Annotated in this window: 12 protein-coding genes; 9 read left to right on the top strand and 3 right to left on the bottom strand. The window is 61.7% G+C overall.

The features are described from left to right. Positions 1 to 182 precede the first annotated feature (182 nt). From FTE24_RS05785 to FTE24_RS05760, 6 genes are all read left to right on the top strand, one after another. Positions 183 to 2,186 carry a putative bifunctional diguanylate cyclase/phosphodiesterase gene (locus tag FTE24_RS05785; RefSeq protein ID WP_160441668.1) on the top strand — a complete coding sequence of 668 codons (2,004 nt, stop codon included), beginning with the start codon at positions 183 to 185 and terminating at the stop codon, positions 2,184 to 2,186. Between the two features lie 145 nt (positions 2,187 to 2,331). Then, positions 2,332 to 3,285: a diacylglycerol/lipid kinase family protein gene (locus FTE24_RS05780; protein ID WP_150235003.1), complete on the top strand. Its 954-nt coding sequence runs from the start codon at positions 2,332 to 2,334 to the stop codon at positions 3,283 to 3,285. 394 nt (positions 3,286 to 3,679) lie between these two features. After that, positions 3,680 to 5,908, top strand: a complete 2,229-nt coding sequence (locus FTE24_RS05775) for an MMPL family transporter (RefSeq protein WP_150235005.1) — start codon at positions 3,680 to 3,682, stop codon at positions 5,906 to 5,908. 197 nt (positions 5,909 to 6,105) lie between these two features. Then, a complete protein-coding gene (locus FTE24_RS05770; protein WP_150235007.1) occupies positions 6,106 to 7,056 on the top strand; it encodes a nucleoside hydrolase in 951 nt (316 codons plus the stop codon). Between the two features lie 748 nt (positions 7,057 to 7,804). Next, entirely contained in the window at positions 7,805 to 8,278 is a 474-nt protein-coding gene (locus tag FTE24_RS05765; RefSeq protein WP_150235009.1) for a Dps family protein, read from the top strand. Positions 8,279 to 8,609: 331 nt separating this feature from the next. After that, positions 8,610 to 9,887, top strand: coding sequence for a nitric oxide synthase oxygenase (locus FTE24_RS05760; RefSeq protein ID WP_150235011.1), 1,278 nt, complete (start codon positions 8,610 to 8,612; stop codon positions 9,885 to 9,887). Between the two features lie 136 nt (positions 9,888 to 10,023). Here the strand turns inward: FTE24_RS05760 and FTE24_RS05755 are convergent, their stop codons facing one another. Beyond that, a complete protein-coding gene (locus tag FTE24_RS05755; RefSeq protein WP_141450401.1) occupies positions 10,024 to 10,743 on the bottom strand; it encodes a 3-ketoacyl-ACP reductase in 720 nt (239 codons plus the stop codon). A gap of 285 nt (positions 10,744 to 11,028) precedes the next feature. Between FTE24_RS05755 and FTE24_RS05750 the strand changes: the two genes are divergently transcribed. The 3 genes from FTE24_RS05750 (at position 11,029) to FTE24_RS05740 (ending at position 13,487) form a co-directional block, all read left to right on the top strand. Beyond that, positions 11,029 to 11,508 (top strand): hypothetical protein, encoded by a 480-nt coding sequence (locus FTE24_RS05750; protein WP_150235012.1) that lies wholly within the window; start codon positions 11,029 to 11,031, stop codon positions 11,506 to 11,508. Between the two features lie 166 nt (positions 11,509 to 11,674). Next, positions 11,675 to 12,175, top strand: coding sequence for a sigma-70 family RNA polymerase sigma factor (locus tag FTE24_RS05745; RefSeq protein ID WP_337190020.1), 501 nt, complete (start codon positions 11,675 to 11,677; stop codon positions 12,173 to 12,175). Continuing rightward, on the top strand, positions 12,168 to 13,487 hold the full coding sequence (locus FTE24_RS05740; RefSeq protein ID WP_150235016.1) for an anti sigma factor C-terminal domain-containing protein: 1,320 nt from the start codon (positions 12,168 to 12,170) through the stop codon (positions 13,485 to 13,487). Before FTE24_RS05745 ends, FTE24_RS05740 begins: the two co-directional genes overlap by 8 nt. Positions 13,488 to 13,709: 222 nt before the next feature. Here the strand turns inward: FTE24_RS05740 and FTE24_RS05735 are convergent, their stop codons facing one another. Next, positions 13,710 to 14,531, bottom strand: coding sequence for a Nif3-like dinuclear metal center hexameric protein (locus tag FTE24_RS05735; protein ID WP_150235019.1), 822 nt, complete (start codon positions 14,529 to 14,531; stop codon positions 13,710 to 13,712). Between the two features lie 52 nt (positions 14,532 to 14,583). Beyond that, entirely contained in the window at positions 14,584 to 16,716 is a 2,133-nt protein-coding gene (locus FTE24_RS05730; RefSeq protein ID WP_150235021.1) for an alpha-glucuronidase, read from the bottom strand. Positions 16,717 to 16,982: the final 266 nt, after the last annotated feature.

Genomic DNA, 16,982 nt, shown 5'->3' with positions numbered 1-16,982 from the left:
TTTTTTGCGGCAATTGTACGGTTCTGATGGATTTCACCCAGTTATTCGATATAATTAAGGCAAAGGTTTACTTGCCTCAAGCAAGAGCATTCATCGTGTATGCAACAAATATCATAACGCAAAGTGGGAACCGATTTATGATCTCTGTCCTTGTCACCGGTTTAACGGAGAATTGGAACGGCATGCTGATCGTTTTGTCGCTGGCCGTCGCGCTGCTCTCCGCTTATTTGGGCTTCGACCTCGCCGTGGGCAAAAGCCGGTCCGCCAAAGGGGCGAAGAGGCTCCGCCTTGCCGCGGCCGCATTGGTTCTCGGAACGGGTACCTCGCTCGTCCATGTTATGAGTCTGCTTTCTTACCATCATCGTATTACGCCGCATTACGCGCCGGCGCTCGTCGTGTCGGCCGTCGCGTGCGCCAGCTTGTCCGCCTACATAATGCTTGCGCTCTTCACCAGACAGAGCCCGCTGAGCAGCCGGCTCGCCGGCGGCGCTTTCGGGCTCGGCGTCACGGTCATGTCCGCGCTCGGCTTGTTCGCGCTGCGCCCGGGGCTGTTCGTCGCCGTCGACCCGTTCGTCGGCTTTTTCTCGGTCGCGATCCTGTTCATCGCCGCTTACTTTGCGCTGTACGTGCTCGGCAATTTTCGCGGTTCGGCCGCAAGCGGGATGTCCAAGCCGGGCGCGGCCCTTATTCTGGGCTCGGGCATCTTCGCGATGCAGTACACGCTGCTGGGCGCGCTGCGCGTCGACGGCGTCCGTTCGGACGCGGCCGTGCTGGACTATGCCGGCCTGCCTTCGTCTTATTTCGTGGCCGGCGTCTCGGCGCTGGTCGCACTGATTCTGGCGATCACGTGGATCTTCATGGTATTCGAGCGGCGGACGCTCAAGCAGATCGCTTTTCTCGATCCGCTGACCGGCCTGCGCAACCGTTACGCGCTGCCGGAAGAGTTCGAGCGCCGGGCGGCCGACCTCCGGCTCGGCTCGATGGTGCTGATCAACCTGGACCGCTTCAAAGTGATCAACGACACGCTCGGACGCGATCTCGGCGACCTGCTGCTGACCCATGCCGCGAAGCGGATCCGTACCCGGATTCAGGAGCGCGAAGCGCTGTTTCGTATGGACGGCGACGAGTTTTTGCTCGTCGGCTCCGACAGCGATCCCAACGTGCTGCTTCAGCGGGTCGATCGGATGCTTGAAGAGATCAGCCGTCCGTACATGATCGAAGGCAACGAATTGTACGTGACGGCAAGCGCCGGCATCAGTCTGTTCCCGGACCACGGAAGCGACCGTTCGTCGCTGCTCAAGGCGGCCGACGCGGCCCTCTACCAGGCCAAATCTTCAGGCAAGGACAAAACCGTTTTCTTCAACGCCGGCATCGGCGGGCAGCTGAGCCGCAAGATGGAGCTGGAGAAAGACCTCAGGCTGGCGCTCGAACACCGGCAGTTTTTTATCGTCTATCAGCCGAAATGGGACGCGAAGCTCGGACGGGAAGCCGGGTTCGAAGCACTGCTGCGCTGGCAGCATCCAGACAAGGGTATCGTATCTCCCGGGGAGTTTATTCCGATCGCGGAAGAGACGGGGCTGATCGTGCCGATGACCCGCTGGATGCTGGGCGAAGTGTGCCGGCTGAACCGGCGCTGGCACGACGAAGGCCTGTTCCGGGTGTGCGTCTCGGTCAATATGTCGTACCGTGTGTTCGAGAGCATGACGCTGCTGGACATGGTCGAAGACGCGCTTCGTTCGAGCGGCCTGGAAGGCGCGATGCTGGAGCTGGAAATTACCGAATCGATCGCGATGAAAAATATGGCGATCACGCTGTCCCAACTTCAGCGCGTGCGCGATCTGGGCGTCAAAGTCTCGATGGACGATTTCGGCACGGGGCATTCTTCGCTCGGCCGGCTGGACGAGATTCCGGTCGATACGCTCAAGATCGACCAATCGTTCGTCAAAAGCAGCGACCGCGTCTCCAAGCAGGCGCTGATCGTCGGCATTATCGGCATTGCGCGCCTGCTTGACCTGGAAGTCGTGGCCGAAGGCGTCGAGACGGTCGAGCAGGCCGAGTTCCTGCTGTCGCGCGGCTGCGTCCTGATGCAGGGCTATTATTACGGGCGCCCGATGCTGCCGGAAGAAGTCGAAGCGGGCGCGTGGAAGCTTGTCGCGGTCGCGAATCAGGCGGCGAGCGCCGATTGATTCGCTTTGAAATCGTTATCGGCTTGATCGTTCGCTTATTTTCGCTGCGGTCTGCTGACGTTCGCTTTGTGTCTGGGTAATAACTTGGAAACGAAGGCCGGATCACGACGTCCGGTCCGCGATTAAGCGAACGGGAGATGAGCCTATGCGTTGGGAAAAAGCAATGCTCGTATACAACAGCAAAGCCGGCAAGGAAAAAGCGGGACAGCTTGGCGCGGCGGTGGAAGCGCTGGCCGGAGAGATCGGCGAATTGACGCTGGTGCAGACGCAAAATCCGGGCGACGGCGAGACCGTGTGCCGCGAGCGCGGCGGGGAATTCGATCTGGTGCTGCTGCTCGGCGGCGACGGAACGGTGCACGAATGTATCAACGGCGCGGCCGAAGCCAATCCCGTGCCGGACGTCGCGATTTTGCCGGGCGGAACGTGCAACGATTTCGCGCGCACGCTGCGCCTGCCGCTGCAGGTCGGGCGCGCGGCGGAGGAAGTGCTGGAAGGCCGGCTGCTCGATACGGACGTCGGCACGATCAACGGACGGATCTTCACGAACTTCGTCGGCATCGGGCTTATTACCGATACGTCGGAAAATATCGATTCGGACCAAAAAGAGCGCATGGGCAAACTGAGCTATTTTCTCAGCACGCTGCGCACACTGCGTCAAGCCGAGCCGTTTCGCTTCCGCCTGACCCATGACGAAGGCGTCGTGGACAGCGAAGCGGTCATGATCCTTGCCGCCAACGGCCGGTCGCTCGGCACGGCGAAGCTGCCTTTTCCCGGAGACGGCGTGCACGACGGCCAGCTTGACGTGCTGATCGTCAGGGAAGCCGGATTGTCGCTGGCCTGGCAGGTCATCAACGGCGGCGACCTGACCGATTACCGCGAGAGCGGGGGCGTGATCGAATATATCCGCACCGCTTCGCTGCGGATCGAGACCGACGAGCCGAAGCGGATCGACACCGACGGCGAGATCTATTTGGAGACGCCGGCCGACATCTCGGTGCTGACGTCGCGCATGCGGTTTTTCTACGGCCCGGAATCGGCGGGCATCGCGGGCGGCTTGATCGGCGGAGCCGCCGCGAAAGCGGACGCTCCCGAACGATAAGGGGCAGCGGACTGCCCGGTGTTGTGCCCGGCATTGTGCCCGGAAGACCTTGATACCGGGGCAAGCCGGACCATTTTTTGCATATATGACCGGAAGCGCGGCATCCCGAGTCCGCTTTCGGCTTTTTTTATGCGCGGCGAACGATCGGCAGCGTAAATAATAAACGTTGACCAGAAATGACTCGTGAGTCATAATGAACAGGAATGACCTGCGGGTCACCTGGAGCGGCGCAGCCGTTTGGGGATTTTCGCGCGGGCCAATTTGCGTGACCGGGTTTGCGCGACCGGGCGTTACTGGCCCGGCTTGCATGACCGGGTTTGCGCCGCGGAATTTGCATAGAAGCATGTACCATCATCATATCAGGCATCGGGAAGATGCCGAGCGGGAGGAACAGATGAACAAGAGAACAGGAGTGACCGGAGCATTGACCGGACCGGTCGGAAGATGGGTCGTCGTCGCGGTCTGGATTGCCGCGGCCGTGCTATTGAACGTGATGTGGCCGGGCATCGGCGAACGCGAGAATAACGGAGCCGCGGACCTGAGCGCCGAGTATCCGTCCGTTCAGGCGGCGCAGCTCGCCGAGCGCGAGTTCCCCGGAGACGGCGGACAGCCGGCGCTGCTCGTCTGGAACCGCGGCGCGGGACTCGGCGAAGCGGACCTGAGCGGAATCGCCAAGCTGACGGAGTCGCTTGAAGCCGAGCCGCTGCCGCAGCAGACCGGGGTGCTGCCGCTGCACCGGCTGCCGGAGCCTGCCCGCCAGGGTCTGCTGTCGGAAGACGGCAGCACGATCGTGCTGCCGGTCACGTTCGGCGAAGGCGCCGATACGGAAACGCTCAAGGAAAGCGTGGCACAGCTGGAAGAGCGCGCATCCGCCGTGCTAGGCGGCGATCCGTTCGCGGCAGCAGCCGGAACGGGCGAACTGTCCGCGCGCGTGACCGGGCCGGTCGGCATCGCGATCGACGCCGGCGCGCTGTTCCAGAACGCCGACGTGTCGCTGCTGATCGGCACCGTCGTCTTGGTGCTGGTCATTCTGCTGCTGATCTACCGTTCGCCGATTCTGGCCCTGATTCCGATCGTGGCTGTCGGCTTCGCGTATCTGGTCATCAGCCCGGTGCTCGGCACAATGGCCGACCGCGGCTGGATCGTCGCCGATTCGCAGGGCATCTCGATCATGACCGTGCTGCTGTTCGGGGCCGGGACGGACTACTGCCTGTTCCTGATCACGCGCTTCCGGCAGTGTCTGACCGAGACGTCCGACAAGCGCACGGCGATCAAGGCCGCGCTGTCCGGTTCGTCCGGCGCTATCGCGATGAGCGGCCTGACGGTCGTGCTCTCGCTGTTCACGCTGCTGCTGGCGCAGTACGGCGCCTACCACCGCTTCGCGGTTCCGTTCGGCGTCGCGATCCTGATCATGGGCATCGCCAGCCTGACGCTCGTGCCCGCGATGCTGGCTCTGATCGGCCGCGCTTCGTTCTTCCCGTTCGTGCCGCGCACGCCGGAGATGGAACAAGAACGCGCCCGCAGCAAAAACAAGCCGTTCCAGCCCCGCCCCAAAAAAGAAAGCCGGATCGGCCGCCTGGTCACCGTCCGTCCGTGGACCGTCGTCATTGCGTCGCTGATCGTGCTCGGCGGACTGGCCGCCGCTTCGACGCAGGTTCGCTTCACGTATGACCTGCTGTCTTCGTTCCCGTCCGACATGCCTTCCGTCGAAGGGTTCGATACGATCGCGAACGGCTTCTCGCCGGGCGAACTCGCTCCCGTGCAGGTGATCGTCGATGCCGAAGGCATGGAGACCGGCCTCGCCGGGCAGCTGGCCGATCTCGGCTTCGTCGACGCGGTCGCCGAGCCGGAGAGCGGCGCGGAGAACAGCAATATCCAGCTCTACAGCGTCAAATTGAACGTGAATCCGTATGCCAACGAAGCGATGGACGACGTCGCGCGGCTGCGCACGGCCGCCGAATCGGCGCTGACGGAAGCGGGCGTCACTTCGGCGGCCGACAAAGTCTGGATCGGCGGACAGACGGCCACCCAGGCCGATACCCGCGCGGCGACCGAACGGGATACCGATATCGTGATTCCGGTCGTGATCGGGTTGATCGCGATTCTGCTGCTCGCCTACCTGCGGTCGGTCGTCGCCACGGTGTACCTGATCGCGACCGTCGTCTTGTCCTATTTTTCCGCGCTGGGCCTCGGTTGGCTCATTCTGCATTACGCGCTGGGCCAAGAGGCGATCCAGGGCGCGATTCCGCTGTACGCTTTCGTCTTCCTGGTCGCGCTCGGCGAGGATTACAACATCTTCATGATCTCGAGTATTTGGAAAAAAAGCCGCCATCTGCCGCTCAAGCAGGCGATTCGCGAAGGCGTCGGCGAGACCGGCACCGTCATCACTTCGGCCGGCGTCATTCTCGCGGGCACGTTCGCGGTGCTTGCGACGCTGCCGATCCAGGTGCTGGTGCAGTTCGGCGTCGTCGCCGCGCTGGGCGTCCTGCTCGACACGTTCATCGTGCGTCCGTTCCTCGTACCCGCGATCACGATGCTGCTCGGCAAAGCCGCGTTCTGGCCGGGCCGCGCTCCGGTTGCGGACAAAGAGCCGGCTGCCGACACGCCGGCTTCGGGAGTCTGAGTATAGGTTTGGTGCAGCTTGGGCGGGGCTCAAAAGCCGCCTAAACGCTGTCTGCCGAGGCAGATGCCCGTCCGCTTAATTTGCCGCCTTGCCTTTACTCCGCTCGCCCTGCGGGTCATAATGAACAGTGTTGTGACGGGTAGGCAAGAGCCGGGCATCCGCCCAGAGGCATTATGAAGAATTGAGGAGTGGAACGTTTGAAAACACCTGTATATTTCAATCATGACGGCGGAGTGGACGATTTGGTCTCGCTGTTTCTGCTGCTGCAAATGGACGACATCGAAGTCACCGGCGTCTCGGTCATTCCGGCCGACGGCTATCTGGAGCCGGCTACCGATGCCAGCCGCAAGATCATCGACCGCTTCGGCGGAGGCCGGGCCGTCGAAGTGTCCAAATCGAACTCGCGCGGCAAAAATCCGTTCCCGGCCGAATGGCGCATGCATTCGTTCTTCGTGGACGCGCTGCCGATTCTGAACGAATCGGGCCGCATGGACGCGCCGCTGTCGCCGCTTCCGGCGCATCGCCATCTGATCGAGACGGTCAAGCGTACCGAAGGACAGACGACGCTGCTGTTCACCGGCCCGCTGACCGACCTTGCGCGGGCGCTGGACGAAGCGCCGGAGATCGAACAGAAGATCTCGCGCCTATTCTGGATGGGCGGCACGTTCCAGGCCGGCAACGTGCAGGAACCGGAACATGACGGCACAGCCGAATGGAACGTGTTCTGGGACCCGGAATCGGCCGACCGCGTGTTCCGCAGCGGTATCGAGATCGATCTGGTCGCGCTGGAGAGCACGAACAAAGTGCCGTTGACGCTCGCGGTGCGCAATCGCTGGGCGTCGGAACGCCGCTTCGAAGGCGTCGACTTCCTCGGTCAGTGCTACGCGTTCTGCCCGCCGCTGGTCTATATGGAGACGAACTCCACCTACTATCTGTGGGACGTGCTGACGACCGCTTCGCTCGGCAAGCCGGAGCTGGTGGAACGCCGCACCGTGAACGCGATCGTCATCCCCGACGGCCCGAGCCAGGGCCGCACGGTCGAGACGGCCGAAGGACGCCCTGTCCAGCTCGTCCACGACGTGGACGGCGCCGGCTTCTTCGATTACGTCACGGAGTTGGCGAAGGGTTCCGCGCCTGAGCGTATATAATACGCTCCAGGCTTCGCGCCTTGCTGCGCAAGTCGATACCGGAGCGAGCCTAGCACGCTCCAAGTTTCGCGCCTTGCTGCGCAAGTCGATACCGGAGCGTATATAATACGCTCCAGGCTTCGCGCCTTGCTGCGCAAGTCGATACCGGAGCGAGCCTAGCACGCTCCAAGTTTCGCGCCCCGATGTGCAGCGGGGCACCCAAATCAAGAACAGGGAAACCCCCGCCGTCTGCTCAAGCAGGCGGCGGGGGTTTCCTGCTGTCCGCCGGGCTGTCCTCGGTCGGCGGCAGCTCCGGAACGTCTTTTGCCTTTCCACAACCGCTTGGTTCAAATAGGCACATCAAAAGCTGACTTTTCGTCAGCTTTTTTCTCTTTTTTGACCCATTTCAGAGAAGTTGCTGACTTTAGGTCAACAATTTTTCTGAAATGGACGATTTGGCGGGGAAAAGCAAAACAAAAGTTGACTATTCATCAACATTTGTTTGTTTAGCCGAAGCTTTTCGCTTGAATTGCTGACTTTTCGTCAACTTTTCCGACTCGGTCGTTATTTGACTCTGGGGTTATTCGACTCTGGGGTTATCCGGTTGGCAGCTTCGTCCGGCAGCGAAGACAAATTCACCAATATGCCCTCGCTTCAAAATTCCCGGGAAAAACTTTCGCCGAACGCTCGCTTTTTCCACATGACGGTGCTATAATTTAAACAAGGATTTAGAACAAGTCTAAATTTAAAATAAAGGAGCCAATCACTCATGGAAACCGTCAAAACGAACGTAAACGTCGATACTACCGTCGAATTGCATCGCGCGCTCAATAAACAGGTCGCTGACTGGTCCGTCCTCTACACGAAGCTGCATAACTACCACTGGTACGTCAAAGGCACGCATTTCTTCACCCTGCACGCCAAATTCGAAGAATTGTACAACGCCGCCACGCTGCGCATGGACGAAGTGGCGGAGCGCCTGCTCACGATCGGCGGATCGCCTGCCGCGACGCTGCGCGAACACCTCGAACTGACCAGCGTGTCCGAAGCAAGAGGCGGCGAGACCGCCGAGCAAATGGTCGAAACGCTGGTGCGCGATTTCCGCGCCGAATCGGCCGAACTTCAGGAAGCGATCCAGATCGCGGGAGCGCTTGAAGACAAAGTGACCGAAGACATGCTGATCGGCATGCAGACGGCCGTCGACAAAGACGCCTGGATGCTGGAAGCCTATATGGGCCGCTAAGGCGAACGCCCAACAAATCGCCTGCCCAATCGCTGATTCAGTCTTCGACCCAATTGTCGAATCGATCACCTGCTCAATCGCCGGCGAAATAAACGGCCAGATCAACGGTCAAATCAACGACAGCACCGCGAAATACGGAATATATCCAACCGGTTTCGGAATGCCCGCTGCGACAGCCGCGCATCCGAACCCGGTTTTTTGTCGCGGTTTGCCGCCTGCCCTTTTGGTTTCGACACGAAATCTTCGCGAAATCGTCTCTTTTTTTCGGCCGCGCTGGCTTATGATACAAATAGATGTGATTACGATCACTTACGGGAATGGAGGGGTAGGCATGGAGGAGCGCGAAGAGCGCGCAGTTCTGCTTGCGGAAGCGGAACTTTTTATCCGCCGGTGCTACGCGGAACTCGGGCAGGCGGAGGAAGAAGCGGAGCGGCGCATCGGCGAGATTCGCCGGGAGATCGAAGCAAGCGGGACGTACGCGCACACGTACGACGAACTGCGCCACGGGGCGCGGATGGCTTGGCGCAGCAGCAACCGCTGCATCGGGCGCCTGCCGTGGGACAGTCTGCACGTGATCGACCGGCGGGAACTCTCGTCCGAAGCGGAGATTGCGCAGGCGCTGATCGAGCATCTCGATTACGCGACGAACCGCGGCCGTATCCGGCCGACGATCACGGTCTTCAAGCCGGCCGATTCGACCGGACCCGGCGTGCGTGTATGGAACGAGCAGCTGATCCGCTACGCGGGTTACCGGTCGGGCAGCGGGGCGCGTATCGGCGATCCGGCTTCGCTGGAATTTACGGCCGTGTGCGAACGGCTCGGCTGGAGCGGCGCACGAACGGACTACGACGTGCTGCCGCTGGTCGTCCAGCTCGACGGCCGGGAACCGAAATGGTTCGAGCTGCCGCGAAGCAAAGTGCTGGAGGTCGACATCCGGCATCCGGACCTTCCGGGCTTCGACGAACTGGGGCTCAAATGGTACGCGGTGCCGGCTGTCTCCGGCATGCGGCTTGAGATCGGCGGCATCTCCTACGGCGGAGCGCCGTTTAACGGCTGGTACATGGGCACGGAGATCGGGGCGCGCAACTTCGCGGACGAAGGCCGCTACGATCAGCTGCCCGCCGTCGCCGATCTGATGGGACTCGATCGCAGCCGGCGCAGCACGCTCTGGCAGGACCGGGCGCTGGTCGAGCTGAACGTCGCGGTGCTGGAGTCTTACCGGGCGGCCGGCGTCAGCATGATCGACCATCATACGGCGGCCGCGCAGTTCGAGACGTTCGAGAAGCGCGAACGCGAAGCCGGCCGGGCCGTGACGGGCAACTGGGCCTGGCTGATCCCGCCGATGTCGCCGGCTACGACGCACGTTTTCCACAAACGGTACGACAATACGATCGAGAAGCCGAATTTCTTTTATGCCAAAAAACCGTATGCCGCGCAGCGCGATTCTTCATCGGCTGCGTCGGGACAGACGGAGCGGCAGCCGACCGGCGTCTGTCCGATGACCGGAGCGGGCGGGAGTCCGGCAGCCCGGGAGAGCGGCGGCGCGGATCGCCTCGCATCCCGCCCCGATACGGGTTCCGCTCCGGCCGGAGCATGTCCGTTTCATTAAGCGCGGCCGGGTGGAAAAGAAACCGTCCGGGCCCAAGCGGCGAAGAATCGTCAAAAAACCTCTACCGATCAAGCGGCAGAGGTTTTTTTGGGTGTTTCTGTTCCGATCGTTCGATGCGCCTGCGAACAGTCACGTTTTACTGCGGATTCGTCGTCCAGATGCCGGCCGATTTTACGAATACGCGTGTCGGCAGCTTCAACGTGGAGACGGCCAGGTCGGCAACGTCTTCGGCCTGCATCATGCGGTCTTCGTCGCCGATCGGCAGATTGTTGTTGGACGCGAGTTCCGTGTTGACGGTGCTCGGGTTCAGCGTCACGACGCGGATATTCGACTTGCGCACTTCCTGCATGACGGCTTCGCCCATGGCGATCAGTCCCGCTTTGGACGCGCAGTAGGCCGAGCCGGTCGCGAAGCCGCGTTCGCCCGCCGTGGAAGCGACGTTCAGGATGTTGCCGCCGTTCTGCTCGATCATGAACGGCAGGGCGGCGCGTGTCGCGTAGTAGGCGCCCATGAGGTTGACACGGATGATTTGTTCCCACTCGTCCGGGTCCATCTCGACGAGTTTGCCGAACGAGCCGATGCCGGCGTTGTTGATCAGGATGTCGATCGCGCCGAGCTGTTCGTGCAGGGTATGGATCGCGGCTTCGATATCGGCGCGGGCCGAGACGTCGGCTGCGTGCACGAATACGTTCACGCCGTATTTTTCCGACAGTTCGCTCTTGAGCGATTCCAGGTCGGAAGCGGTACGCGCGATCAGGCCGAGATGCACGCCTTCGGCGGCGAGCGCTTCGGCGATGGCACGTCCGATGCCTTTGCCCGCTCCGGTAATGACGGCCGTTTGATTTTTGAGTTCGATCAGGGTCATCTTAACTTCCTCCTCGTTAGAAAATCCTACTTTAAAAGTGTAACGGACCGGACCTGTTTTTCCAAGCGTACCGTATATAGCGAAGCAGGCAAAAGCATAATAAAATCATGTTTTCGCGACTTTTGTCGGTCGGTTGTTTCAAACAGCGAGGAAGCGGGTAAAATTATTATTTGTTTCCATTTTGCAGCCAATAGCGGTATACTATTCTCCGGCTTCCCTTTATAAAAGGCGGCGGCATGCCGATATTTATTGTAAAAAAGGAACGGGAGAAACCGCATGAACAGAATTCTTATCGAACGAACCGTTAACGACGTCCTGACCCGTTCGAACAGCCAGATCGAAGTCGTGCTGGAGCATCTGTTTCCCGGCAAACGATTGATCGGCGGCAAATATAATCTCGACGAGAATCGGATTACGCTGTATCTGGGCGTGCTCGAGCAGCAGTGCAAGCTTCTGTTCGATTCGCTTGAACCGTTCGAAGAATACGTGCGGGTCGTTCTGGCCCATGAACTGGGACACGCGCACGATCCGGAACTCGACTATCTGTCCGAACGTCTGGTCAATATCCGCGGCAAGCTGTCTCGCACCCGCGTCTCGCTCCGTCTGGAAGAAAATGCCTGGCGGTATGCGGACGACCTTCTGCGCCGGGAGAATCCCGCGATTTTCGACACGATTATGGGGTACTCGCTGAGCGGTTATTACGAACTGCTGCCCGAATATGCCCATTATGCGGAATCGGCCGCGACGACGGCTTGATCGATTCCGCGTTTTTCCGTTTTGCCTGAGACGTTCTGCCCCATTTTTCGCCTGAAACTTCCGGCCTTTGTTTCCTTCGGGGAACGCGGGCCGGAAGTTTTTTTGCGTACGGGTAACTTTTGCAGGATTCAAACGTGGTTAGAGTGTTCCGAAAGGGGGGAGAACGATCCGATCGCTCGATGAGCTGTACCGCCATTACATGCAGGATGTCTATCGCTATCTGCTGTTTCTCAGCAGGGACCATCATACGGCGGAAGATTTGACGCAGGAGACCTTTACCCGGGCTTATCTGCATATCGAAAGTCTCGGCGACGGGGAAAAAGTCAAGCGCTGGCTGTTCCGGGTGGCGCATAACGCGTTTATCGACCGAACCCGCCGCGCCCGGAAAACGGACGTACGCGAAGCGGAGTTTTTCGAACGGCTGCGCGATGCGGAGACGCCGGAATCCCTCCTGCTCGGCAAAGAAGCCGGCGAAGAAGCGCTCGAACGGCTAAGCGAACTGCCGAATGCGCAGAGGCAAGCTTTTCTGCTGTACCATCATTACGAATTTTCTTATGCCGATGCGGCGGAGATTATGGGCATCGGGCTGTCTCTGTACAAGTCCACGCTGTTTCGCGCCCGGCAAAAATTGAGAGCTTATACCGAAAGGAGAATGCGGCGTGACTGAATCGTTCAAACGCAAATTGCAGGCTTACCAGAACGGAACGCTGCCCGGCGAAGAGCGGGCGGAGCTGGAAGCGGAGCTTGAGAAGCTGGAAGCTTATCAGGCGTATCTGGACGAGCTGATGGAAGACGACAGCGAGCCGGACCGCCTGGCGGATCGCGCAGAAGAAGACGGAAGCGGAAGCCGGGAAACGGCAGAGGGGCGAAAAAGCGGCTTCGGCGAAAACGAGCGGCTGCGTCGGAAAAAGGAACGGCGGATTATCCGGCGCGCCAAATGGAAATCCAGAGGCATCACGGCGCTTGTAACGCTGATCGTGCTCGGCCTCGTCTTCGGAGGTTCGGGGCTGTTCACGCATTACTACTATACGCAGAGAGAAGTCGGACCTACGGCCCAGGCGCTGCGCGAAGTGAACGAACAGGCGCTCGGCCTGATCGTGGAGACGACGATGCCGAACCGCTATCTGATGCCAAATGGCGGAGATCCGGGTCTCTTGTTCGATCTGACGATCTCCGGCAGGGTGCAGCATGTATGGGGGAGCGAAGGGGTATCGGAAAAAGAAATCCGTCAGGACTACCGGTTCGGCCGAATCCGGGATACGCGCATCACAAGCTTGAACGGCGCGTCTGATCTGTATTCGAAGCGGTTTGCCACAGCGGACGAAGGGCGGCTATGGCTGCCCGGCGGCAGCGACCGCAAGCAGGAAGAAGCCCGGAACGCCGGTGTCTGGCAGACGTTGTCCGACCTGCCCAAGCTGACGGTATCGGAGCTGTACGTGTCGTTGGACCGCGAATACGGGCAGCAAGAGCTGGACCGGAAGTTTTGGGGACTTCGGGTTGCCCCTCGCTGGTTCGCCGCGCGCAGCGGACAGGAATGGGCCGGCCTGGACAGTTACACGGTGATGGATGCGGAAGGAAACACCAAGCCGGCGCAGCCGGAAGATTACCTGAATCTCTACGTGCACAATCCGGTCGGTGCGAACGGAGGCATGGGGGCGAGCTACATTCCGGTCCGCAGCGAGACGAACGGGGAATACCTCAAGCATGGAGCGCTGTCCTGGAAAAGCGGGCTGGTCGAAGCGCTGCGCCGCGTCGCCCAGAGCCCGGAAGTCGCGGCATCGGTCAGCCCGGTCGATTTTGCTTCGGCCGCGGCGGAAGTCGAAGCGAACGGATCAAAAGTCTACGGCGTCGTCGTGACAGGCCGCAGCGAAGAACTGGCGAAGCTGCAAAACGAGCCGTGGATGAAAGGGGCGATCGTGCGCCTGGGCGACAGCGCGCTGGATACGGCCCAACTCGATCCGTACAAGTCGTACCGCTGACGCAGTAACAGCTGACGCAGTAGCCCCGGCAGAACCGGAATCCGCGAAGTCACCGAAGACACGCACACAAATCAGGCTCCGAAAAAATCGCCCGACGCTCCCGCAGCGGAGGGTCGGGCGACTTCGGAGCCTGTTTGGCGTTCGTCTTTACAGGCCGAGCTGCCGCCAAGAGGCCAAATGGCAAAGACGCCGGCCGGCGGCAGGATGCTTTTTCCCGGCAGATTACACACTGCGAAATACCGGTTCTTCGCGGATATGCCGCACCGGAATATGCGGGAACAGCCCGGCCAGCCGGACCGCAAGCGCGGCCATGCCCGGTTCCTCGCTCTCGGCGTGGCCGAGCGCGATCAGCCCGCACGGCCGTCCGAGCCGGTTCGCTTCGCGCACGTATTCCGGCGTTTCCCATTCCGGGCCTTCGCCGTACACGACCAGGTCCGCCCGCTCCGCTTCCAGCAGCGGAATCGCGAGCGCGCCTCCGCCGCGGTAGCCGGCCAGCAGCACGGCCCGCGAGCAAATCGCTGCGGGATCGCCGGCGAGGCGCAGCGCAGGCAGGCCGAGCCGGCGCTTGATCCCGGCCGCGATCTCGCCGAGCGCCGCCGGCGGAAGATCCGCGAGCGCCGCTTCCGGGCGGTGTTCGCGCACGTAGGGCGCCCAGCCCAGCGCTTCGGCCAGCGCCGCCGTTACGCCGTCCGGCACGTAACGGTGCAGCGCGTCATGACAGCGGTAGACGGCGATGCCCGAGCGTTCGACCGCCTGCCGCTTGGCCCGCGCGACTTCGTTCTCCGCCGCTTCGGCGCCGCGTTCGAGATGCGAGAAAAACAACCCTTCGTGCGCGATCACCAGATTGGCGCCGGCTTCCCGGGCCTGCCCGATCACGCGCAGCGTCGGCATGAAGGCGGTGACGATACCGGTCACCGGCAGATCGGGCCGGCCGTGCAGCAGCCGGTCGACGGTCGGCTCCGGCATCGAGGCAGCCGGAGCGAGCAGGGCATCGATGACCGTACGAACGGTCGGGACGGTCGGTATGATCGGCGTAATGGGCATGGACGAACCTCCTCCTGTTCAAAGGGAATACACGGCTGCGATCCTGCGGGTCTTAGTCGTAAATCAGGCGGCCCCGTTCGTCGGGAATACCCGATTTCCGGTAGAAGTACGTGTTCACGACGTCCCGCCACTGGCGCGCGTTCTCCGCCTGGCTCTGCAGACGGTCCAAGATAGACGCAAAACGGTCGGTATCGACTTCGTTTTCGAGCCGGCGCCACTCTTCGATCCATGCTTCGACCGCGGCCGCGCCTTCGAATCGGCTGTCGTAAATATGCTGGATGACCGTTTTGCCGGATTGGAGCCGATGCGTATAAGGGACATGATGGAAAAAGAGCAGCAGCTCGTCCGGACAATCGGCGAGCGACTCGTAACGGTCCCGGTTCTCCGGAGCGTACTGCCCCGTATAGCCCGTGCCTGTTGCAAGCGTCCGGTCGACGCCGACGCCGTTCCGGTCGGCGAAATGGTACGTGCCCCATTTCGAATATTCGTAGCCGTCCACGTCGACCGCGTAATGATAGTGCGGCTGTACCATCCAGCCGACGCCGAGCGGAGCGGTGTAGCTTTCGTACACCGGCCACGATTGCAGCAGCAGCCGCCGGACGAAAGTCGCCGCGGCGCTGCCGGTGCCGAACGTCAGCGCGCTCCACTCGGCGGCGATCTCTTCGGCGGAAGCTTCCGGGTTCCATGCCAGGCGGCCGAAGCCGTACAGATTGGCCTGCGCCAAATGGTGGCCGGTCCAGTTGTCGTCGTCGCCGATATTGGAGACGGCCGCGACGCCGCTGTATGCGAAGCGGTGGACTTCGCCGGCGGCGATCCTGCTCACCGTGCTGCCCGGTCCGGCCAGCCGCGTATCGAAGTCGAGCGCCTGTTTCCACTGCGGGACGAGGAAGCAGACGTCGCGCTGCTGTCCCGTATATTCCTGCGCGATCTGGAATTCCATCATCTGATTGGTGTGCGGCATCGCGCCGAACAGGGGCGAGACCGGCTCGCGCGTCTGAAAATCCATCGGCCCGTTCTTGATCTGGAGCACGACGTTTGCGCGGAACCGTCCGTCAAGCGGACGGAAATGGTCGTAAGCGGCCCGCGCGCGGTCTGTCGACCGGTCGCGCCAGTCCTGATGGCAGTCGTAGACGAAGCAGCGCCACAGCACGAGTCCGCCGAACGGGGCCAGCGCGTCGGCCAGCAGGTTCGCGCCGTCGGCGTGATCGCGCCCGTAGCTGAACGGTCCCGGCCGGTTCTCGGAATCGGCTTTGACGACGAAGCCGCCGAAGTCCGGGATCGCCGCGTAGATTTCTTCCGCCGTGCGCCGCCACCAGGCTTTGACGCTTTCGTCGAGCGGATCGGCCGTATCAAGTCCGCCGAGTTCGATCGGCGCGGCATAATTGACGCTCAGGAACAGCCGGATGCCGAAGCCGCCGAAGATCTGCGCGAGCCGCGCGACGTCGGGCAGGCGATCGGCGGCGATCAGCTTCGTCTCTTCGCGGTGAACGTTGACGTTGTTGACGCAGATCGCGTTAAGGCCGACCGAAGCGAGCAGCCGGGCATAATCGGCGATACGCGGCGAATCGGACAGCACGCGGCCGTTTCGGTAGAAGATCGAGCCGCCGGAATATCCGCGCTCCACGCTGCCGTCCATATTGTCCCATTGGTCGATCATTCGCAGCGCGCTGCGCGGCGCTTCCGTCCGGTCCAGCTCCGCCGGAGGACCTGCCTCCGACAATTGGAACAGCCGGAGAAACGCGAAGACCGCGTGCAGCAGGCCGACGTCCGAGCCGCCCAGCAGCACGGCGTAAGGCTCGGCCGCGGCATCCGCGCCGCCGGAACCGTCCGCTTCGGCGGACGAAGCTTCGCGGCTGTTCGCCGTGCCGAAGCGCAGGCGGAAGCTTTCCGGCGCCAGAGCCTGCGCGTCCATCTGCGCCAGGGCGGCCTGCGCCGCTTCGGGCGAGCCGAGCGCGATAAACGGCGCGCCCGCCTTGATCGTCAGCGCCGGCTCGATGCCGGCCAGAGCCGCTAGGCCGCCGGTCAGTTCGCGCAGCGCGGTCGCGCCCGGCCCTTCCGGCCGCAGGTCGAAGCGGGCGGACAGGCGCGAGAGCAGCGGCCGCCACGCTTCGATGACGCTTTCGTCCGTCCGGCGCCCGGCCGGCAGCCAGGCGCGGTAACCTCTCGACGTTTCCAATCCGCTCATCGTTCTCTCCTCCCGCGGGCGCCGGTCGGGTTCAAGCCGTTCGCGCCGCCTCTTTTTCGGCCGGGACCGTACTTGCTTGCCGCTTGGACCCCGGTGCATCTGCCTGCCGTCTTCATGAAATATTCCTCCCTGTCAGAAGCCGATTTGATCCGGAAAAATCTTGTATACAAGAACACCCCCATCATAGGGTGATTCCCTAAAAATGTCAATCGGTGCATTCCGCTTCTGCCGGAAACGTTGTATACTACCGACAACAAGCAAAGGGG

The organism is Saccharibacillus sp. WB 17, assembly GCF_008634075.2.
GTDB lineage: Bacteria > Bacillota > Bacilli > Paenibacillales > Paenibacillaceae > Saccharibacillus > Saccharibacillus brassicae.
This window is presented reverse-complemented; position numbering and strand designations above follow the sequence as displayed.